The sequence below is a fragment of the Duganella sp. Root198D2 genome (genome assembly GCF_001428585.1).
Classification (GTDB): Bacteria; Pseudomonadota; Gammaproteobacteria; order Burkholderiales; family Burkholderiaceae_D; genus Rugamonas.
Genome location: NZ_LMIC01000005.1, coordinates 170,747 through 192,161, shown reverse-complemented (window position 1 = coordinate 192,161; position 21,415 = coordinate 170,747). Strand labels below are relative to the sequence as shown.

The 21,415-nt window shown below is 65.0% G+C and carries 18 protein-coding genes; 6 read left to right on the top strand and 12 right to left on the bottom strand.

The genetic code is table 11. The features are described 5' to 3' along the window. The first annotated feature begins 211 nt into the window (after positions 1-211). On the top strand, positions 212-1,309 hold the full coding sequence (locus ASE26_RS08150) for a serine hydrolase (protein WP_057245961.1): 1,098 nt from the start codon (positions 212-214) through the stop codon (positions 1,307-1,309). An 87-nt stretch (positions 1,310-1,396) separates the two neighbouring features. Continuing rightward, positions 1,397-3,583: a gluconolaconase gene (locus ASE26_RS08145; RefSeq protein ID WP_057245964.1), complete on the top strand. Its 2,187-nt coding sequence runs from the start codon at positions 1,397-1,399 to the stop codon at positions 3,581-3,583. Between the two features lie 77 nt (positions 3,584-3,660). On the opposite strand, the gene ASE26_RS08140 is transcribed toward ASE26_RS08145, so the two are convergent. Next, on the bottom strand, positions 3,661-4,503 hold the full coding sequence (locus tag ASE26_RS08140; RefSeq protein ID WP_162246539.1) for a head GIN domain-containing protein: 843 nt from the start codon (positions 4,501-4,503) through the stop codon (positions 3,661-3,663). 344 nt (positions 4,504-4,847) lie between these two features. Between ASE26_RS08140 and ASE26_RS31170 the strand changes: the two genes are divergently transcribed. Genes ASE26_RS31170 through ASE26_RS08120 form a run of 4 tightly spaced genes read left to right on the top strand, consistent with a single transcriptional unit; the run spans position 4,848 to position 8,326 of the window. Continuing rightward, positions 4,848-5,489, top strand: a complete 642-nt coding sequence (locus ASE26_RS31170; RefSeq protein ID WP_055926652.1) for a PEP-CTERM sorting domain-containing protein — start codon at positions 4,848-4,850, stop codon at positions 5,487-5,489. Between the two features lie 54 nt (positions 5,490-5,543). Then, complete coding sequence (locus ASE26_RS08130) at positions 5,544-6,734, top strand: acyl-CoA dehydrogenase family protein (RefSeq protein WP_057245959.1); 1,191 nt, start codon at positions 5,544-5,546, stop codon at positions 6,732-6,734. Between the two features lie 9 nt (positions 6,735-6,743). Beyond that, a complete protein-coding gene (locus ASE26_RS08125; protein ID WP_055926648.1) occupies positions 6,744-7,868 on the top strand; it encodes an acyl-CoA dehydrogenase family protein in 1,125 nt (374 codons plus the stop codon). Beyond that, on the top strand, positions 7,868-8,326 hold the full coding sequence (locus ASE26_RS08120; protein WP_055926645.1) for a MaoC family dehydratase: 459 nt from the start codon (positions 7,868-7,870) through the stop codon (positions 8,324-8,326). Before ASE26_RS08125 ends, ASE26_RS08120 begins: the two co-directional genes overlap by 1 nt. Here ASE26_RS08120 and ASE26_RS08115 read toward each other — a convergent pair. From ASE26_RS08115 to ASE26_RS08065, 11 genes are read right to left on the bottom strand one after another with little or no spacing between them, the layout of a single operon-like run. Next, entirely contained in the window at positions 8,317-9,246 is a 930-nt protein-coding gene (locus ASE26_RS08115) for a diguanylate cyclase domain-containing protein (protein WP_057245957.1), read from the bottom strand. The genes ASE26_RS08120 and ASE26_RS08115 overlap by 10 nt on opposite strands. Next, a complete protein-coding gene (locus ASE26_RS08110; protein WP_057245955.1) occupies positions 9,243-13,667 on the bottom strand; it encodes a PAS domain-containing protein in 4,425 nt (1,474 codons plus the stop codon). Before ASE26_RS08110 ends, ASE26_RS08115 begins: the two co-directional genes overlap by 4 nt. A 41-nt stretch (positions 13,668-13,708) precedes the next feature. Beyond that, positions 13,709-14,941: an acyl-CoA dehydrogenase family protein gene (locus tag ASE26_RS08105; RefSeq protein WP_057245953.1), complete on the bottom strand. Its 1,233-nt coding sequence runs from the start codon at positions 14,939-14,941 to the stop codon at positions 13,709-13,711. Positions 14,942-14,951: 10 nt separating this feature from the next. Next, positions 14,952-16,022, bottom strand: coding sequence for a phosphotransferase (locus tag ASE26_RS08100; protein WP_055926637.1), 1,071 nt, complete (start codon positions 16,020-16,022; stop codon positions 14,952-14,954). Positions 16,023-16,046: 24 nt separating this feature from the next. Further along, on the bottom strand, positions 16,047-16,772 hold the full coding sequence (locus tag ASE26_RS08095; RefSeq protein WP_055926636.1) for a histidine phosphatase family protein: 726 nt from the start codon (positions 16,770-16,772) through the stop codon (positions 16,047-16,049). A gap of 6 nt (positions 16,773-16,778) precedes the next feature. Further along, complete coding sequence (locus tag ASE26_RS08090; RefSeq protein WP_055926634.1) at positions 16,779-17,327, bottom strand: prepilin-type N-terminal cleavage/methylation domain-containing protein; 549 nt, start codon at positions 17,325-17,327, stop codon at positions 16,779-16,781. A gap of 21 nt (positions 17,328-17,348) precedes the next feature. Beyond that, complete coding sequence (locus ASE26_RS08085) at positions 17,349-18,050, bottom strand: prepilin-type N-terminal cleavage/methylation domain-containing protein (RefSeq protein ID WP_055926632.1); 702 nt, start codon at positions 18,048-18,050, stop codon at positions 17,349-17,351. Next, entirely contained in the window at positions 18,047-18,721 is a 675-nt protein-coding gene (locus ASE26_RS08080) for a hypothetical protein (protein WP_055926630.1), read from the bottom strand. Before ASE26_RS08080 ends, ASE26_RS08085 begins: the two co-directional genes overlap by 4 nt. Then, positions 18,705-19,247 (bottom strand): hypothetical protein, encoded by a 543-nt coding sequence (locus ASE26_RS08075; protein WP_055926628.1) that lies wholly within the window; start codon positions 19,245-19,247, stop codon positions 18,705-18,707. The genes ASE26_RS08080 and ASE26_RS08075 overlap by 17 nt, the downstream gene beginning before the upstream one ends. Then, entirely contained in the window at positions 19,244-19,870 is a 627-nt protein-coding gene (locus ASE26_RS08070) for a hypothetical protein (RefSeq protein WP_156409899.1), read from the bottom strand. The genes ASE26_RS08075 and ASE26_RS08070 overlap by 4 nt, the downstream gene beginning before the upstream one ends. Continuing rightward, entirely contained in the window at positions 19,867-21,411 is a 1,545-nt protein-coding gene (locus ASE26_RS08065) for a hypothetical protein (RefSeq protein WP_057245949.1), read from the bottom strand. Before ASE26_RS08065 ends, ASE26_RS08070 begins: the two co-directional genes overlap by 4 nt. Positions 21,412-21,415 lie beyond the last annotated feature (4 nt).

Sequence of the window (21,415 nt, the reverse complement as noted above, 5' to 3'; positions counted from 1 at the left end):
CGGATCAAGGTAATGAAGCGGATGGCTTATGGGTATCGCGACTCCGAATTCTTCTTCTTGAAGATCAAAGCCGCGTTTCCCGGTAATCCGTGAAGAACCTTTTTTTTTGCATTTCAGGCAAGCAAAATCGCCGCCTGTCGCATATTCAGCCGCAACGAACGTGCGATCTCTTACATTTAAGTCACCTTAATACATACCAGGAGTCTTATCGATGCGGCCTACCTTTTGCTTCGCCTACGCTGTGGCGGCCATGGTTTTGTCTACATCCAGCGCACATGCCGGCAGCCTTGACGCCCAACTTGCCACGGCCCTGAAAGATCGCAGCATCCCTGCAATGGCCGTGCTGGTCATTCGCGACGGCAAAGTTGAAGATCAGGCGGTGCGCGGGGTGCGTGCTGGAGGCAGCCCCGCTCGCGCGCAATTGTCCGACCATTGGCATATCGGCTCGGATGCCAAGGCGATGACAGCAACGCTGATCGCGCGCCTGGTTGAGGCGGGCAAACTTTCCTGGGACGCCAAGCTGAAGGACATGCTCCCCGACACCGTAATGCGTACGGAATATCATTCCGTCACGCTGGCCGACTTGCTCTCGCATCGCGCCGGACTGCCTCCCAACAGTGACGAGAAGCGCATCGAAGCCACGCGCAAGGACCGGCGTGCGCTGCCGCTACTGCGCATGGAATACGTCCAGCGCGCACTCAGCGAAGCGCCAGCGGGCCCGGTCCGCGCCGAGTCGCAATACTCCAACAGCGGCTACATCATCGCCGCCGCCGTTGCGGAGCGCGCCACCGGCCAAAGCTTTGAAAGCCTCATGCAGGAACAGGTGTACGCTCCGCTCGGCATGCAGGTCGACACCAGCCCCTCGCGCCAGGGGCAAGTACTCGGCCACAAGGCCGGCAAGCCGCTGACAGGATTGGCTGCCGACATCCCGCCTTTTTTTGCACCTGCCGGCGCGACCATCAAAATGAGCTTGGCAGATTGGTCCAGGTTCGTACTCGACCAGATGGCCGGTGAACGCGGCGAGGGCAAACTGCTTTCGCAGCAAGGCTATCGATTCCTCCATGCGCCCCAGGGGGAATCCGGCGCGGCCCTTGGCTGGGGCGTGAAAAGCAACTGGCCGGCCCACGCACCGATGCGTCTACTGATGCACGCCGGTTCCAACGGTTACTGGAATGCCCTGGTGGCCCTGGCGCCGGACAGCCAAAGCGGCGTTTTGGTCGTCGCCAATGCCGGCGAAGGTAGCGGCGCCGAGCAGCAGGAAACCCGGCTGGTCATGAGCCTGATGTCCGGCATGGCCAAGCCACAGTAAGGCAGTTTGCCGGTGATTGCCACGGCGGCCTGCGGCTACCGTGGCAATGCCTTCATCTTCTGCAAAGGGGCAGGTAGAATCCAGGCTGTGAGTACATCTATCAAACTGTCTGCTATTGGGGCTGCTGTGCTGGCGATTGCCGGTGCCGGCGGCTATTTCTACTATTCCGCGCCAGTAGCCAGCGTGGCGGCACGCTTGCCGGAACTGGTCAAGCGCGGACCGGCGCCAACCGAGAGGGCCTGGCCGGCGCGGCTGGATACCTTGCTGGAGTCTGGACTGGCCGACCCATATGGGGTTGCTGTCGACAAGCAGGGGAATGTCTATTTCTCCGATGGCGGAGAAAAGAACACTGTGTCGGTGCTGGCTGCGGACGGCAGCACGCGCGTGCTGGCAGGCGGCATTGAAGGCTACCGGGAGGGCATCGGCGCCGCCGCCGCCTTCAACACGCCTTCCGGCATAGCGCTGGACAAGCAGGGCAATGTCTACGTCGCCGATACGGGCAATCATGTGATCCGCAAGATCGCGGCGGACGGCACGGTGTCGACCTTGGCCGGCAGCGGCATTGCCGGCTTTGCGGACGGGCAGGGTGCGCAGGCGCAGTTTAACGGTCCGGTCGGCGTGGCAGTCGATGCGGCGGGCGTCGTCTATGTCGCCGACACCTATAACGACCGGATTCGCAAAATCGCCCTCGATGGCACGGTCACTACGCTGGCTGGCAGCGCAAGCCCCGGTTTCACGGATGGCGTTGGCGAGGCGGCGCAATTCGACACCCCTTGCGGAATCGCAGTCGGCAAAGATGGCATCTACATCGCCGATACCAGCAATGACGCCGTGCGCCGCATTAACCCGGACGGCTCGGTAGTGACCCTTGCCGTGGCACCCGAACTGGAAAAGGAACCGCTGCTGCGCCGCCCGATGGCGCTGGCGCTTACGCATGATGGCTTTGTCTATATCGCTGTGTCGTCGCGCGGCCGCCTGCTGCAACTGGCGCCGGATGGCAGCCTGGCCGGCATGCCCGATGCGGCGCGGCCAGCCGATCCGGCTACCGGTATCGATGGCAATATCCAGGTCTACGGCCCGCGCAGCCTGGCGCTGGCGCCGAACGGCACGCTGGTCCTCTCGGACGGCGCCGCACAGCGCCTGCATCGCGTGGTGCATGCCGGTGCAAACGCGGCACCGCTGCCCACGGCCGCGCAAGCTGCCGCGCCGCTGATCGGCAGCGCGCAGGCCGCAGGGCAGGCGCTGGCCGCGGCGGCACCGGCGCCGACAGCGAGCGAGATCATGGCCCGGCGCAGTGAAGGCCCGATGCCCTGGCCGGTCCTCCCGCAAAACCAGCCGCACGAAGTGGTGGGCCTGATGGGCGAGGTGAGGGGAAGCTATGACGGCGACAGCCGCCATCACTTCCACGCCGGCCTCGACGTGCAGGCCGACGTCGGCAGCTCGGTGCATGTGGTCGAAAAAGCCAAGGTCAGCGACCCGCTGCCGAACTGGGCATTTGCTTCGCTGGGCGAAGGCATCAACCTCGGCACGACCAGCTACATCCACATGAAGGTCGGGCGCGACAGGAAGAACCGCGCATTGGACGACCGTTTCCAGCTCCTGCTCAACGAGAAAGGCAAGCCGGAACGCGTGCGTGTGCGTCGCGGCACGCGCTTTTATGTCGGCGAACAACTGGGTGTGGTGAACCAGATGGCGCACGTCCACCTCAATTTGTACGACCGCGGCCGCGTTGTGAACCCGCTCGCCCTGCCATTCCCGGGTCTGCGCGACACCATTTCGCCCGTAATCCAGGGCATCGCCCTGTACGACGCCAACGACAAGCGCCTGCCGGGCAAGAGAGGGCAGCGCCTGGAAGTGTCGCGCAACCTGGGCGAAGTGAACGTGGTAGTCGATGCATTCGACCAGATGGACGGCAACCTCGCGCGCCGCCGACTTGGTTTGTACAAGCTGGGCTACCAGCTGCTGCAAGCTGACGGCACAGCTGTCTCGGGCTACGAGCAGCCGCGCATCATGCAGACCTATGACCAGCTGCCAAAGCAGCGCGAGGCGGTGAAGGTGGTGTACTCCGCCGATAGCGGCATTACCGTCTACGGCAGCAAATCCACGCGCTTCACCTACTCGCTGCTAAGCCACCTGTCTGCTGGCGAAGTCGTGCCAGGCCGCTGGCAGGTAAGTGATCTCGCACCGGGCGACTACACGCTGCGCATTTATGCGGCAGACTACGCCGGCAACACCGCCACAACCGGCCGCGACCTCGCTGTGACAATCAACTGACAAGTCGGGGTCAGGTCCGGCAATCGGACATTTCGCTGCGCGAAATGTCCGATTGCCGGACCTGACCCCGACTTTTATTATTGGATCGAAGTGTTGCGGCCGTACAGGGTGCGCTGGGATGGGTTGCCGGTGACGGCGATGCGTCCGGAGCCGTTGGCGCGGGCGTCGACTTTGTGCTGTACCCATGCTTGCACGCCGCCGGATCCGTTGCTGGTGATGCTGGCTTCGTCGGCGCGCAAGTCGTTCAGCTGGGCGCTGCCGGAGCCTTGCACCTGCACGTCGAGGGTGCGCACGATGCCGCGCGCGTAAAAACTGCCGGAGCCGGAGGTCGACACGCGCAGCGAGTCGCCGCGTACCGAGCCGATATTCACACGGCCCGAGCCGACCATGTCCACCACCGCGGCTTTGCTTTCCAGCCCGTCCGCATACAACTGGCCTGAGCCGGTGTGGCGCATATCCAATTGATCCACGCGGCCGCGCAGTTCAAGGTAGCCGGAGCCATTGTGTGAAACGCTCAGCGGACCGCCGGCCAGGCCTTGCACCTCGGTGTGCACGGAGCCGCTCGACTCCAGGTGATCCAGGCGTTGTACGGTGTAACGCACGTGGATCGGTGTGCGGCTGTCCAGGCGCTCCTCGGTCCATACGCGCAGGGTATCGCCGCTCACTTCCGTATGCACCAGCGGCACGAGGTTGTTGTCGCCCTCGATCACCAGCGATGGCGCGCCCCCTACCTTCACTTCAACGTCCAGGTCCACACGATGGCGGTTTTCGATGCGCAGCCCACTGGCGCTGGCGATGCTGCGGTTTTCGATGGTAGTCGTACCGCTGCCCTTGACGTAGTCGCTGCTGTCGTTCAGGACGATGACGCAGCCGGCCAGGCTGAGGGAGAGCAGGGCGGCGAGAGTGCGCTTGGATCGCATGGTTGTGTCCTTGTTGTACATGCTAAGTGGGATGGGAGCATCCTATCGGCCATCCCCCATGCATATGGCCGAAATGCGACGAATTGCAGAAATTGAGTGCTGAGTTGTAAAAATTGATAAGATGAAAGTGTCGGCCCCGTGCCGGCCCGGCAGCTCCGCTGCTGAGAACAATCTAGTTATATACCCCTTATTTGCGCCGCGGATAGGCCATCTGCGGCGTTTCTTTTGCCTTCGCCATGCATGAGGGCGAGTGACTATATTTCGGAAAGGTAATGAACGCCGTCGAGGTCGCTAAATTGCTACATTCAAGTGGCAGTCTCAACTTCACAAGAAGGGGAATCGGAATGGAACCAATTGCAAAGAAGTTTGCATTGGCTGCCAGCAGCATGCTCCTGGCGGCAAGCGCCTTCGGCGCTACAACCATCGGTAATACCTCTGCAGACGACGCCACGCTCGACGCACAAAGCGCCGACGCCTTCGTCTTCACCCCGGGCTGGAATCCGCAAGCCGGCCTGCGCGGCAATACCAGCGGCATGGGCGGCGCTTTCGACGGCTTAGGCGGCGGCGACTGGACCTTGCTGGGCAAGCATGAAGGCGGCTCAGGCTCGGGCTTTAGCCTGTACAGTACGCTGGACTTCAGCTTCGATGCAGGCGACGGCAGGACCGGCACCTGGTCCATCACCAATACCAGCGCGACCCAGGGTGTTTCCCTCGACCTGGTGCTGTCGCTCAAGGCTGCAAATGGCGCCGCTGCCTTCCTGTTCGATAACCAGAGCATCGACGCTGGCCAGACATTGAGCGGCACCTGGAATATCGAATGGTTCACCGGCAATAACCAGTCCAATCCCGGGATCTCCAACCTGACCATCTTCGGGCGCGAGATGGATGGCATTACCACTCCCGTCCCTGAACCCGGCGAATATGGCATGTTGCTGGCCGGCCTGGGTCTGATTGGCTTTGTGGCGCGGAGGCGCAAAGCGCTGTAGACTCTTTGAAACGGTCGTGCTATTTCGCTGGCGCGACCAATTCAAGGAGACAGCATGGACCTGAATTACTCTGCCAGGGATGAGGCCTTCCGCGCTGAAGTGCGTGCTTTCCTGGCAGCAAACCTGCCGGCCGACCTGCAAGCCAAAGTCCGCAAGCACTTGCGCCTGAAGCGCGAAGACTATGTGCGCTGGCATAAGATCGTTGCGGGACAAGGCTGGGCGGCGCCGGCGTGGCCGACCGAATCCGGCGGCCCTGGCTGGGATGCCACCCAGCGCCACATCTGGGAAGAGGAGTGCGCGATTGCCGGCACCCCGCCCATCCTGCCTTTCGGCGTCAATATGGTGGCGCCAGTCATCATGGCTTTCGGCAGTCCCGAACAAAAAGCCTTCTACCTGCCGCGCATCCTCGATTGCACCGATTGGTGGTGCCAGGGTTATTCGGAACCGGGCGCCGGCTCCGACCTGGCTTCGCTGAAAACCACGGCAGTGCGTGACGGAGATCATTACGTCGTCAATGGCCAGAAGACCTGGACCACGCTGGGTCAGCATGCCGACATGATCTTCTGCCTGGTGCGCACCGACCAGAACGTGCGCAAGCAGGAGGGCATCTCCTTCCTGCTGATCGACATGAAGACGCCCGGCATCACCGTGCGCCCGATCATCATGCTGGATGAAGACCACGAAGTGAATGAAGTCTTCTTCGACAACGTGCGGGTGCCTGTGGCGAACCTGGTCGGCAAGGAGAATAAGGGCTGGACCTATGCCAAGTACCTGCTTGGCCACGAGCGCACCGGTATTGCGGCAGTCGGGCGCTCCATGCGCGAGCTGCTGTTCCTGAAAAAGGTCGCGAAGCAGGAGCAGAAGAACGGCAAGCCATTGCTGGACGATCCGCTGTTCGCTGCGCGCGTGGCGAACCTTGAAATCGAGTTGATGGCGCTGGAAGTGACGGTGTTGCGCACTATCGCGCAGGAGGCGCACGGTCCGGGGCCGCAGGCGTCGGTGCTGAAGGTGCGCGGCTCCGAGATCCAGCAGATGCTGACCGAATTGATGGTGGAAGCCCTCGGTCCGCAAGCCTTGCCGTTCGATCCGGATTACCTGGACGGCGAGCGCGAACATGCGCTGGCCGGGGCCGATGATGCGGCGCCGCTGGCCGCTTACTACTTCAATTTCCGCAAGACTTCGATCTACGGTGGTTCGAACGAAATCCAGAAGAACATCATCACCCAGATGATCCTGGGATTGTAAGGGGGCGGCATGGATTTCACATTCAAGGAAGAACAACAGCAATTTGCCGATGCGCTGCGCCGCTGGGTCGACAAGGATTACAGCTTTGAGGCGCGCAAGAAAATTATCCACTCCGAAGCTGGCGTTTCCGGCGAAGCCTGGGCCACGCTGGTGGAGCTGGGAATGCTGGCGCTGCCGGTACCGGAGCAGCAGGGCGGTTTCAACGGCAGCGCGCTCGACATGATGGTCGTGATGCAGGAACTGGGGCGGGGCCTGGTGGTCGAGCCGTACTTTGCCACCGTGCTCGGTACGCAGTTCCTCAAGTTGGCGGGCGGGCAGGAGGCGTTGCTGGAGCGTGTCGCGGCGGGTGAGCTGAAACTGGCGTGTGCATTGGGTGAGCAGCAGTCCCGCCACGCGCTGAACGACCTACTGGCCACGGACAGCGCTGGCGCCGGGGCGATCAGCGGCCGCAAGACGGTGGTCCTGCATGGCGGCCAGGCCGGCGCGTTCATCGTATCCGCTCGCAGCAGCGGCGCCCAGCGCGATAGCGACGGCATCTCCCTATACCTGGTGCAGCGCAACGCGCCGGGCGTGCGGGTTACCGACTATCGAACCATCGACGGCCAGCGCGCTGCAACGGTTGAATTCAAGGATGCCCAGGGCACGCTGCTCGGCGAGCAAGGTAAAGGCTGGCCGCTGATCGAGGCTGGCGCCGACTACGGCGCTGCGCTGCTTTGCGCCGAAGCCATCGGTGCCATGGACGCCATTTTCGCCGCTACACTGGAATACCTGAAGACACGCCAGCAGTTCGGCGCGCCGATCGGGAAATTCCAGGCGCTGCAGCACCGTATGGCCGATATGTTCATCCACCTCGAACAGGCGCGTTCGATGGCCATGCTGGCCGCGGTCAAAGTGGGGTCGAACGATCACGAGGAGCGCCGCCGCGTGGTTTCCGCCGCCAAAGTGCGCGTCGGACAGGCGGCGCGCTTCGTTGGCCAGCAGGCCGTGCAGCTGCACGGCGGCATGGGCGTGACGGACGAACTGCCTGCGGCCCATTATTTCAAACGCCTGGCGATGATCGAGATCACGCTGGGCGATGCGGATCATCACCTGGAGCGCTTCATCGCGCAGCCAGGATTCAAGGAGGCAGGCTGATGGCGCGTTTGGTACGTAATGTTGGGGAGCTGGAAGCGTTGGTCGGGCAGGAAGTTGGCGTTTCGGGCTGGGTCGACATCACCCAGGAAAGGGTGAACACGTTCGGCGCCTCGACCAACGACCAGCAATGGATCCACACCGAACCGCTGCGCGCCGCCGCCGAATCGCCCTTCGGCGGCACGGTGGCACACGGTTTCCTGACACTATCGCTGTTGCCCGGCCTGCTGCAGGACGCGGTGTTCATGGAAGACATGCGCATGGGTTTGAACTACGGCCTGGACAAGGTCCGCTTTCCGGCACCGGTGCCGGTGGGCAGCCGCGTGCGCGGCCATGTCGTCCTGCGCAGCATTGCGCCGGTAGCTGGCGGCCACCAGCTGGCCTGGGAGGTGACAGTCGAATGCGAGGGCAGCGAGAAGCCGGCCTGCGTGGCGGAATTCCTGATGCGGCGCTACTCCTGATCGCAGTCCGCGACGCGGTAGCGGTTGCGGCCATCTTCCTTGGCCTGGTACAGGGCATTGTCGGCGCAGCGCACCAGCGCCTCCGGATTTCCCACCTTGCCCGGCATGAGGGTGGACACCCCGAGGCTGACCGTCACCATGTCGCTTGCCGATGACATGCGGTGCGGGATGGCCAGTGCCCGTACGCTCTCCAGGATGCGCTCGGCCACCGTTTGCGCGCCTGGCGCGTCGACCTGGGGCAGCAGGATGACGAACTCTTCGCCGCCGTAGCGCGCCAGCAGGTCCGGTGAGCGGCCGGCGCATTGCAGCATGGTGTCGGCCACCTGGACCAGGCAGGCGTCGCCGGCCTGGTGGCCGTAAGCGTCGTTGTAGCGCTTGAAGTGGTCGATGTCGATCATGATGACCGAGAGCGGCGTGGCGGAACGGGTGCAGCGGCGCCACTCGTTCTGGATCGCGTCGTTGAAGCTGCGCCGGTTGGCAACGCCGGTCAGGGCGTCGGTCAGCGTCAGTTCGCGCATGGCGTCGGACTGGCGTTTCAGGGTGAGGTGGGTGCGCACGCGGGCGCGCACGACGGCGACGTTGAAAGGCTTGGTGATGAAATCCACCGCGCCGGCCTCCAGCGCCCGCGTCTCGTCCTCGGGCGTGGTCAGCGCGGTGACGAAGATCACCGGGATGTCGTGCACATCCGACGAGGCGTGCAGGGCGGCGCAGACTTCGTAGCCGTCCATGCCCGGCATGACCGCATCGAGCAGGATCAGGTCGGGCTGGTGCTGGTGCGCCAGCTCCAGCGCCCTCTCGCCGTTCATGGCAAACAGCACCTCATGCTCCTCGCCCAGGACGTGGTTGAGGATCTGGATATTCTCCATGGCGTCATCGACGATCAGCAGGCGCCCGTTGCGCGCCTGGTCGGTCCATGTCATGCGGTTTCCTCCCGTTTCATGATTTCCTGCAGCCGTTGTTCGGCACTGGTGAAGTCAAGCGTCTCGATGGCGTTGGCCAAGGCGGGCAGGAGGTCGGGGCAGCGCTGTTCGAGGACGGGGCTGAGGGCCTTGAACGCGGCCAGCGCGCGCATATTGCTGTTCCTGAGCAGCATCTGCAAGTCGCCCAGGGCTTGCGGCAGGCTGGATACCGGCGTACTGCTGGCTGCGGCGGGCACCGGGACCGGCAGCTCGCGCGCGGCGCTGATCACCACGGCCAGCGCCTGTTCCAGCGACAGCAGCAGGGCGGCAGCCGAGCTGTCCTGGCCTTCGGCAACGGCGGCTTCCACCTGGGCGCTGAGGCGGGCCACCTCGCTGGCGCCGAGGTTGGCGGCCACGCCCTTCAGGCGATGCAGCACGCGCGTGGCGGCATAGCGCTTGTCCTGCGCCAGGCAGTCGCGTATTTCGCGCACGGCGTCGCCCTGCGAATTCTCGAAGCGCTTGAGCAGGCCGGCGAAGGCGGCATAGTTGCCGGCGACGCGCCGCAGCGCGGCTTCCAGGTCGATGCCGGGCACGGAGGCGGGGCAGCCGTCGCTGCGCTGCTCCCCGCCCGGCTGTGCGGCGCCGACAAGTTCCGGATGCAGCGGCGCGAGCCGGGTCAGGGTGGCGATCATTTCGTCGACATCGATAGGTTTGGCGATATGCGCATCGACGCCGGATTCAATGGCACGTATGCGGTCTTCCGGCATGACATTGGCGGTCATGGCGATGATGGGCAGGGAGCGCAGGCCCATGGAGCGTATCGATTCGGTGGCGCGGTAGCCGTCCATCACCGGCATCTGCAGGTCCATCAGCACCGCGTCGAAGCGCTGCGGGTCGTCGCGCAGCATGTCGAGCGCGATCTCGCCGTTGGACGCCACCTCCACCAATGCGCCGCAATGGAGCAGGATGTAGCGCGCCATTTCCTGGTTGATCTCATTGTCTTCCACCAGCAGCAAGTGCATGCCCGCCAGGCTGCCGGAAAGCGCGGCATTACCGCTGCGGTGCTCGGGCTGGTTGGCGCCGGTGAGTGCGGCCAGGGCGGCGTCGCGCAGGCCCGACGGGGTAAATGGCTTGGCCAGCACGGCGTCGATTTGCAGGCTGTCGGCCAGCTGCTGCAAATCGTCGCTGGAGCGCTCCGGCGCCATCATCACGATTTTGGGGAGGGCCAGGTGTTCGTCGCGCGCCTGCACCAGCATGGCGACGCCGTCGGTGGCGGGCATCGCGCTGTCGAGCATCATCAGGTCGAAGCGACGCGTGCGCAGCGCCTGCAAGCCTTGATCGGCACTGGCCACTGCGACGGTGGTCCATTGCAGGGCCCGGCCGGCCCTCAGCAGGGCCTGGCGCACGGAGGCGTTATCGTCGACCGCCAGTACGGTCAAGCCGCGCAGGCGGGCCGGCGCTTCCCGGGGAGCGCTGTCGGCAAGGCGCTGCAAAGGGCAGGTAAAGCGGAAGGTGGAACCCCGGCCCAGCGTGCTTTCGACGTCGATGACGCCGCCCATCAGGTCCGACAGGCGGCGCGCGATGGCCAGTCCCAGCCCCGTGCCGCCATAGCGGCGGCTGGTGCTGCTGTCGCCCTGGGAGAAAGCGTCGAACATATGGTGCTGCTGCTCCGCCGGAATGCCGATGCCGGTGTCGCGCACGGTGAATTCCAATGCCAGCGAATTGGCGCTGCCTTCGGTTTCGCGCACGGTCAACACGACTTCGCCGCGTTCGGTGAATTTGATGGCATTGCTGAGGAGGTTGAGCAGCACCTGCTGCAAGCGCATCGCATCGCCCACCATTTCGGCCGGCAGTGTGGGGGCGAGGTCAAACACCGGCTCCACCCCTTTGTCCCAGGCGCCGTTGGCGACCAGCACGGCGGCCCCGGCCAGCAACTGATCGAGGTTGAAGCGCGCCTGCTCGAGCTGGAGCTGGCCGGCCTCGATCTTCGAGAAGTCCAGCACGTCATTGACCACGCCCAGCAGGCTTTGCGTCGCAAGCTGGATCTTGCTGACAAAGCTGCGCTCGCGCCGTTCCAGGGGCGCCTCTTCCAGCAGGCGCGCCAGCCCGGTAATGGCATTCATCGGGGTGCGGATCTCATGGCTCATGTTTGCCACGAATTCGCTCTTGGCCCGGCTGGCAGCTTCGGCGCGATCGCGCGCCCGCATCAGTTGTTCGTTCAGCTCCTGCAATTTCAGTTCGCCGCGCTTAAGTTCAGTAACATCCGAACCCAGGGCATAAAAGCCGCGTACGGCGCCCGATTCGCCACGGTCGGGGATGAAATTGATCCACGCGTAGCGCGGCTCGCCCGTCGGCAGTTCCAGTTCGCGCAGGAAGTGCTGCGGACTGCCATCCAGCACCGCATTGATATGGGGCCGGATCTGTTCCAGCAGGCCGGCCGGCAGCACGCGGTCGATCGGTTCGCCCATGGCTTGCTCCAGCGTTTTGCCGAACCAGGCCAGGAAATACTTGTTGGCGAAATGGCAGCGCAGCCCGGCATCCCAATAGGCCACCAGGCCTGGCAGGTTTTCCGTCACCGTATGCAGGAAGCTGGTGCTGCGCGCCAGGCTGAGGGAAGTCTGCTGCAAGGCTTCGTCCGCGCGTTTGCGGTCAGTGATGTCGAGCGAGATGCCCAGCAAGTGGGTGGCGATGCCTTGTTCGTCGCGCAGCGCCACCTTGCGCGTGGTGAGGTAGCGCATTTCGCCGGCGGCGATGCGTAGCGCTTCTTCCGGAATCTCCATGACCTGCTCGCCGGCCAGCACCTTGCGGTCCGATTCCTGGAAGGCCGCCGCCTGCTCCGGCGGGAAGAAATCACGGTCGCTCTTGCCGAGCAAGTCCTCGCGCGGACGGCCGAGCAGCAATTCGCCCTGGCGGTTCAGCAGTTCAAAGCGCAGGTGCTGGGCATCCTTGACGAACACCATGGCCGGCATGTTTTCCAGCACGGACTTGAACAGGGCTTTGGACTGGCGCAGTGCGGCTTCCGTCTCCTTCTGCTGGGTGATATCCATGAGCACGGTCGTGATGCCGACCATCGTGCCGTCGGCGCCGAATACCGGGAAATAGCCGGTGAGGAAGTGGCTGCTGCGGCCGGGGCGCGCCGAGGTATTGCCGGAGATTTCGGCGTTGGGCACCGCTTCGCCGTTGGCCAGGACCTTGCGGTAGGCCTGGTTCACCTGCGCCACCAAGGCGCGATCGCTGATCACTTCATCGAAGCGGCGCCCGATATGGTCGTTGACCGCCAGGCCGTTCATCGATGCCAGGTAGTCGTTGATCATCAGGATGCGCAGCCTGGTATCGACAAAACTCAGGCCGACCGGCGCCGTGGCGTAAATCGTCTCCAGCAGGGCGTTGGAATTTTCCAGTTGCTGGGTGCGCTCCTCGACCACGCGTTCCAGGTCTTGCCGATGGCGGGTCAGGTCGCGGTCAAGCCGCAGCAGGGTATCGCCAATCTGCCGCGCCTCCTGGAAGGAGACGTGCGGAGCTTCGATGCTGGCACCGCTTCCCAAGGCCTGGGCCGGCGCGTGCAGCGCATCGATGGAGTTTGCGATGCGGCGCGCGGCCAAAGCTGCGGCGGCAAAACCGGCCAGCACCAGCGCCGCGAGCACGACGGCCAGACCGAAGAACAGGCCATCGAAGGCATTCAGCGCTCCAAGCCCGGGTGCGGCGACCGCCACGCTCCATGGACTGTCGGCGCCGCGCAGGTAGCCGACTTGCAGTGGCAGGCCATGCAAGGCTTCTGCCGCAGGCTGCCCGCGGGAACGCCCGTCGTCGTGGCTGCGGGCCACCAGGCGCCCGTCGGGCGCCAGCACGGCGATCACGGCGTCGGACGGAAGCTGCATCTCCTCGGCGATCTTGTCCAGCGTGTCGGCCGGCAGCAGGACGCTCAGCGCCGCCTGCGGCTTGCCCGGGCGCTGGATCGGCACGTCGATTGCAATGTGGGCCGGTTCCTTGCCATTCGCGGGCAGCAGGCTGGCGGCCGATCGCGCGTTTGGCGCAAACTTGATGCGGGCCGCATTGGCGGCGCGCTCAATTGGCAGCGCACTGCCGGCGATGAGCTGTGCTGCGCCGTTTTCAGTGAAAAGAACGTGCGAGAGATAGGGCAAGGCCGGCGGCAGGGCGCCCGCAGCCTGGCTGCGCAGGGCTACCAGGTCGCCGCTGCGGGCGCTGGGACTGCTGGCCAGCATGATGGCCGCTGCTTGCGCGGCCAGCAACTGGCGGTCCACGATGGCTGCGGCCGCGCGTTCGATGCGCTGCAGCTGCAGTTCCGCGCGGCCCAGGTCGCGCTGCTGGAAGTACACCAGCAGCAGGGCTACGGCCAGCAGCGCAGGCGCGGCGCAAGCCGCCGCCAGCAGCGCAATCTGCGACCGCAACGGCGGCAAGGGCTTGCTGGATTCGTCCTGCACGGCACATCCTTTCGGAAGAGTGACTGCAGGATGATGATAGCTTAGCTTTTGGTAGACGAGAAGCGCGCAATTTCCAGTTTGGCAATGGCGTTGCGGTGCACTTCATCCGGGCCGTCGGCCAGGCGCAGGGTGCGGTTGCCGGCCCACTGGTAGGCCAGCGGGAAATCGTCCGACACGCCGGCCGCGCCATGGGCCTGGATGGCCCAATCCAGCACCTGCTGCGCCACATTCGGGGCTAAAACCTTGATCATGGCGATTTCCGACTGGGCGACCTTGTTGCCGACCGTGTCCATCATATAGGCCGCCTTCAGCGTCAGCAGGCGTGCGGTGTCGATCTTGATGCGGGATTCCGCGATGCGTTCGCGCCACACGCCCTGGTCGGAAAGCCGCTTGCCAAACGCAACCCTCGATGACAGGCGCTGCACCATCAGTTCCAGCGCACGCTCGGCCACGCCGATGGCGCGCATGCAATGGTGGATGCGGCCGGGACCCAGGCGCCCCTGGGCGATCTCAAAGCCGCGGCCTTCGCCCAGAAGAAGGTGCGAAGCAGGCACCCGCACGTTCTCGAACACCATTTCGCAGTGCCCGTGCGGCGCGTCGTCGTAGCCGAAGACCGGCAAGGGGCGCAGGACGGTCAGCCCGGGCGCATCGGCAGGCACCAGGATCATCGACTGCTGCGCGTGGCGTGGCGCATCGGCATCGGTTTTGCCCATGGCGATATAGACCTGGCAGCGCGGATCGCCGGCGCCCGAAATCCACCATTTGCGCCCGTTGATCACATAGTGCTCGCCGTCGCGCTCGATGCGCGTCTCGATATTCGTAGCGTCCGACGACGCCACCGCAGGTTCGGTCATCGCGAACGCGGAGCGGATCTCGCCGCGCAGCAGCGGTTCCAGCCAGCGCTGTTTATGTTCCTCGGTGCCGTAGCGCTCCAGCGTTTCCATATTGCCGGTATCGGGCGCGGAACAGTTGAACACCTCCGCCGCCCACGGCACGCGGCCCATGATTTCGCACAGCGGCGCGTAATCGAGGTTGGACAAACCTTCCGGCGCACGGCTCGAGCGCGGCAGGAACAGGTTCCACAAGCCCTGTTCGCGCGCGAGCGGCTTGAGGCGCTCAATCAGTTCGGTCGGGATCCAGCGGCTGCCTTTTTCGCGGCCGTTGCGCTCCACTTCTTCGTGGAACGCCTTCTCGTTCGGGTAGATATGCTGGTCCATGAAGGCCAGCAGGCGCGCCTGCAATTCCTTGGTGCGCGGGGAGTAGTCGAAGTCCATTGCGATTCCCTTATTCGATTGCCTTGCCCTGGGCGTAGGCCCAACCCATGGCCGACATCGGGCGCGCCAGCTTGCCCGATTCCAGCGCCTGCGCGCTGGAAGCCGTACCGTCCACGTAGCGCTTCATGATGCCCTGCATGATGCTGGCCAGGCGGAACATATTGAATGCCAGGTAGAAGTTGAAGTCTTCCAGGCGGATGTCCTTGCCGGTGCGTTCGGCGTAGCGCGCAATGTACTCGCGCTGCGATGGGATGCCGAGCGCTTCCAGGTCCAGGCCTGCGATGCCGCGGAACTGGCCCGGCTCGATGTGCCAGCTCATGCAGTGGTAGCTGAAGTCCGCGAATGGATGGCCCAGCGTCGACAGTTCCCAGTCCAGCACCGCCAGGATGCGCGGCTCGGTCGGGTGGAAGATCATGTTGTCGAGGCGGAAGTCGCCGTGCACGATGGCGGTGTCTTCGCCGGGCGGAATATTGGCCGGCAGCCAGGCGATCAGCTGGTCCATCGCTTCGATGGTTTCGGTCTCGGATGCCTTGTACTGCTTGCTCCAGCGTTCGATCTGGCGCTGGAAGTAGTTGCCAGGCTTGCCGTAGTCGCCAAGCCCGATGGCGCTGTAGTCGATGCTATGCAACTGCGCGATGACGCGATTCAGTTCATCGTAGATCGCGGCGCGCTCGGAGGGCGCCATGCCGGGCAGGGCCTGGTCCCATAGCACGCGGCCTTCGACAAACTGCATCACGTAGAAGGCGCGGCCGATCACCTCTTCGTCCATGCACAGGCAATACTGGCGTGCGGCCGGGAAGCCCGCCCTGTGCAGGGCGTCCATTACGCGGAATTCGCGTTCGATTGCATGGGCCGATGGCAGCAGCTTGGCGGCCGGCGCCGGCTTGGTGCGCAGCACATAGTGCTGGCCGCCGATTGAGAGCTTGAAGGTGGGATTCGATTGGCCGCCCTTGAACTGCTCGACCTTCAACTCGCCTTGCGGATAGCCTTCCACGTGCCGGCGCAGGTAGGTGTCCAGTGCGGCGGTGTCGAAACGGTGGCGCGCCGACACCTCCTTGGTGCCCATGAATTCTTCGAACATAATGCCTCCTTCCGAACGATCGTACTATTTTTGTGGGCGGGAAAGCAAGCGCGATTTGGAATATTCGTTAAACAGCTGCTCCATCGTGGTGTTGCGGGTTGCGCCTTGCAGCGGGGCGGGCGGCGCGTAGTTGGAAAAACGCACAATCCAGTCGTGGCGCGCATGGCCGACGTCCAGCGCGTTGATGCAGCCGGCGGCCTGCGACAGGTTGCCGAGGAACAGGCGCTGGCCGCCGGTCAGGGCATAAGACAGGATGGCGCGATTGACGCCGCCGTGCAGCACCAGCAGCACGGTGTCCCAGCTGTCGTCGGCGACCAGGCTGGCGATCGCCGGATGTATACGGTCCATCAGCTCGCCCACCGATTCGCCGCCGAGGAAGCGGCGCTGCTCCGGCACCACGCCTTCGAAAACGCCGGTGAAGGCCTCGCGCAGCTTGTCGTCGGGGATGCCGGCCAGCTTGCCGCCGCGGATTTCGGCCAGTTCGGGCCAGGTTTCGAGCTGGATCTGCTGGCCGGTTTCCGCCAGCACGCGCTTTGCGGTTTCGACGGTGCGCGGCAGGCCGGAGACGATGACGCGGTCAAACTGGATGCCGTCGGCCGCGAAAGCACGGCCGGCTGCCGCCGCTTGCGCGCGGCCAGCATCGTTCAAGGGGACGGTTTCCGGGAGGTGGGGTTTGCCGGCCTCGTCGAAGTAGGTGACGCTGCCATGCCGCATCAGGAAGACGCGGCGCCGTTCAGGGTTTGCTGTCATAGAGTCTCAGAAAAAGATTGCCAGGCGCGTGATGATGCTTCCGTTATTAGTATAAGGCCCAGTCGCGCGCACGTTGCCGGAATCCGGTTTGCCGTCATCCAGCTTGGCGTCGATCTGCTCCGCAAACGTGTCCGGCAGGTTGTCGAAGCGGATCCCATTACCGCCCCGGCCGCCGACCACGTCGTTGTAAATGTACACCGCGCCGCCCTGGGCGCTGGTCATGAAATCGGTGCTGCCGTTGTAGGAGCCGGTGATCAGGCCTGCCAGCGCCAGGTGCTGCGGCGCCAGCTGGTATTCGGTGATCTGGCCGTCGCCATTGCCATTGCCGGCTGCTCCGGGAATGTGGGTGGTGGCCAGGATATCGTCGCCGGGCAGGGCGCGGAAGCGGTCCTGGTAGGCGTTGACTGCCGCCTGCAATGCCGTGGCCTGCTGGATGATGCTTTTGACCTTGGCGCTGTCGATCAGGGCCTGGCCTTTCAGCACGCCGCCAAGCAGCAGGCCGATGATGACCAGGACAATGGCGATTTCAACGAGGGTGAAGCCGCGATGTTTCATGGCGCTCTCCTTGGTTTGTGTTCACGGCAGCCTTTGGGCTGCGAGCATTCGGTTGAACAGGATGTTGGGCGATAGCCAGACCACGATATCGTCATAAGCGCCGCCTGGAGCAGCAGGGTTGTCGGCGCGGTCGCGCGCGATGAACATGCGGCCGTCGCCCTGGAAGTTGGCTTTTTCGTCGACATTGCCCTGGCCCATGTCGGCAGCCTGCACGCCTACGTCGCTGAAGGCGCCGAAGCCATTGCGGCCTTGCGACAGCACCACGGCGGGAATATCGTTCTGGGCGCTGGCCGGTACCAGTGCGCCCGTCGCTTCACGGCTGGCGATGCTGATGTCGCGCGCGGTGTTGAGGCGGAACGGCACGCCGCTGTCGCTGAACGAAGGGGTGACGCTGTACAGGTAGAGGTGCTGCCAGGCGTCGAGCTTGGGCAGGCCCAGGGTCGCCCACGGCAGGAACCCGAGGCGGCGCCCGTTGCTGCAGCGGGTGCCGCTGCGGTCCTCCAGGCCGTTGGAGGCGGAGATGGCGGGGCAGGGCAGGTAGCCGTTGCGGGCGGCGAATCCGGCCAGCGCGTCGCGTGCTTCTTCCAGCGCTTTGATGGTATCGGCGGCGCGCCGCTGTTCCATCTGCGCCGACAGGGGCGCCAGCATGCCGCCCAGCAGCAGGCCGACGATCACCAGCACGATCGCCATTTCAACCAGGGTGAAGGCAGTTTGCTGTTTCATGGCAGGGTCCTGGCGGCCGCCATCCTTTCGTAGAGCGTGTGCAGGGGGACGGTGACGAGCAGGTCGTCGAAGGCGCCGCCCGGCGCGTCGCTGTCGGCGCTGCGTGGCCGCTGCATGAAGTCGGCGGTCGCCTGCAGGTTGCCGGCTTCGTCCTGGCTGTCCAGCGCATCGCTGCGGCCGCGCGAGAAGATGAGCGCCGGCGAACATTGCGCGGCCAGCGAACATGTCTCTTGGCCGGCCACGAAGAACAGCGCGCCACTCGCGTCGCGCGACAGGACGCGCTTGCCGGCAACCAGTGCGGTCCGTGCCAGCGGTGCGACGGTGAATGCCGGCGTTACGCTGTAGCGCAATTGGCGGCCCCAGTTGTCTTGCGCCGGCACGCCCAGCTCCATCCACGGCAGCAGGCCGCTGCAGTCGGCTTCGCTGGCACACGATGCCGATCGTTCGCGTCCGGCCTCGTCCGTCGCGGGCCGCGGCAGGCGGCCGTGGGTCGCGGCAAAGCCGATCAGTGCCTCGTTGGCTTGCGCCAGCAGGGCATGGGTTCGCTGTTCACGTGCGCGTTCGACGCTGCCGCCGCTGAAAGCCGACAGCAGCAGCGCAGCCATGGCTACCGTGGCAACCAGCAGGAGCGCCAGTAGCGCAGCGCCGCCTTGCTTAGCGCGCGGCTTCATGCACTTCCCCAGTGGCCGGATCGTAGCGCTGGCCCGGCTTCAGCACGACAGAGCGCCCGTCAGCCTGCAAAGTAACCGTGCCGCGCGTGGCAGCCCCCGGGGGCGCGGGCTGCGCTTCGCCATTCACGATGATCATCGCCGCGCCATTGCTGCGCCGGATCACCCCGCCCAGCCGAAGTCCTGCCGGCTCCGCATTGCCCGCTCCCGGCAGCTCGGCCGTACCGTCCGCGCCTGTCATGGCGCCGTTCGCACCGCCCATGCCGGGCTCGCCAGCCGGCAAGCATCCCGGCGCCGCCCCGGGGGGGCAGCCCGGCGATGAATTCATCCCCGGCGCAGCAGTCCCGCCGGCCGGCGGTTGGACGCTGCCCGGCCCCGCTATGCTGCCGGCTGGCGCCGCCTGGTTGCGCTGCGCATCAAGCCGCACGCGTTCGTCCGGCGTGGTGAACAGCCGCCCCAGGCTGACGAAACTCTGCGCGCCAGCCTGGCAGGCCAGTAGCAGAAGCAGCGCCGGCAAACCGCGCCTCATAGCGGGCCTCGCAGCGGCTTTCCGGGCGTCGTGGCAGGCGTCAAGGTCAGCCAGTTCAAGGTGCAATCGGCATTCAGGGTCGGCGCCAGGACGCCGGTTGCCGGCGATGCGCCCGCAGCGCGCCGGATCACGCAATCCTGCACGGCGAAAGTCCCGGTCAAACGCAGGTCGGAAAGGAAGTTCAGTAAATCCAGTTCGTGCAGCAAGTCCATATGCAGGGCCATCCGGCTGCCAAGCAAGGCGTAGTCGCCCGTCGGTAACGTGGTCTCAAGCCGGTACGGCTGCTGGACCTCGATTTCATAAGTCAAAGGCAGCAAGCGCCGCTGCTCCTGTATCTGCCGGATCGCCTCCACCCAGTCGAGCCGCCGCTCGGGCCCCACCAGTCCCCTGCGGCGCAGCTCCACGAACTGCGGCTGGTACTGGCGGATCTCTTCCTTTTCCGTCTCGGCGTGGGCCAGCCGCAAGCGCGCCCCATCGCGTTCCAGCACAGCTGCGGCCTCCTCGAAATGGGCGCGCCTCAGATGCCATGAACTCGCAGACACCAGGGCCAGCGAAACGGCCAGCGTGGCAAGGAACACCAGCACGGCATTTCGCAGCAGGGAAAACTCGCGAAAGAGGATCATGGCGCCCACCTGAGGTTCAAAGTGAATTTGGAGCGCTCTCCCAGGCCGGTCGGCGAACCGGCCTTGCCACTGAGTTTGACGTTTGGCCTGACATCAAACGGCAGCTGCTCGATCTCCACCGCCATGCCAGGCGTGCGCGCCAGCTCCTGCGCAAAGCGATTCATGCTGAGCAGGACGCTGCGATAGTCGTCCTGGCCTACCAGCACTTCTGCCTGCAGCCGCACCTGCTGCGGCGGCGCCTTGGGAATCCCGATCAGCATCGACGACTGGGGCGCCACCAGGGCAGGCGAAGTTGCCGCGCCCGGGAAGGCGCTGCTCGCCGTCACCGGCGCCACGCCTGGAGCATTGGCCCGCCAATCGAGCTGCGTCAAGCGGATTTGCGGTGAACGCTCAAGGGCCTCGCTCAGCACGGCCATGACCGCCTGCGGCCAAGGTCCCTGGCGCGCCACCATTTGCGCGATCTGCACCGCGGCCTTCATATTGGCGGTCTTGTCGACGGCCGGCGGCATGCTTGACATGCTGCCCTGGTACGCGGTGGTGAATCCATGCGTCTCCCGCTGTAGCGCCTGCGTATGGCTGCGCGCCAGCGAGTAGCCGATCATATTGGCGCCCGTCCACAACAGGCAGCATGCCGCCATGACCGCGCTCGACGCATACAGGGATTTGCGCGCGCGCCACAGGCTGTAATAGCGCTGGCGTACACCAAGCGGGTAGTGGCTGGGCGGGGCGGTGCGTGCCGCCATGCCGAGAATCAGCTGGTCGGGATTGTCGGAAGCAGCCAGCCGTTGCCGGGCCGCCGCTTCCGCCAGCGGCATGACGCGCCAGTCAAGCAGCGGGGCAATGCTGGCCGCGGGCGGGGTGGCGATACGGGCCAGGGGCAGCAAAGCCAGCACCTGCAAGGGTAGGTCGCGTTTCAGCATGTGCGCGCCGACCAGGAACTGGCGGGTGCGCTCCGCTTCCTGCTCGGGACTTGCCGCGGCTTGCGCGAGCCGGGAAAAGCGCAGTTTACCGTACTGGAAATAGGTCTGCCTTATGCCGCCCGCATGCTCCGTCACCAGCAGGAGATGCGGCTCCTGCCGTGCTCCTTCCGGCAGCAAGTCTGCGCTCAGGAGTGCGGGCGTATAAAGCGCCGCCAGCGGAATACGCTGGCTTTCCAGCGCCTCGAGCCAGGGGACAAGCATGGCCGGGTTGGTCAGCGCGGAGAGGAGAACGACATCGTCGCGCCGCCCCTCATCCTCGCGGCCTTGTACGTGCGCGCAGCGGAAAGGCGTGTCGCGCCACGCCTGCGCCAGGCGCCTGTCGCGCATGGCGTGCCCCGCGCGGCCGGCAACGTGGGGCAACAAGTGGCGCTGGAAGTCTTCTTCCACCAGGTCGGCCAGCATCAGGGCAGGCGTATCCTCGCGCTCCTCCAGCCATGCGGAAAATTGCCGCAGGCCGGCGGGCGTGTGCTCGAAGCAGGGACCGGTACCGAGGCTGCCGCGTTCCCACAGCCAGCAGCAAAGCCGCTCGCCGGTCAGGTGCAGGAGTAGTTTGCGGGTCATGGAC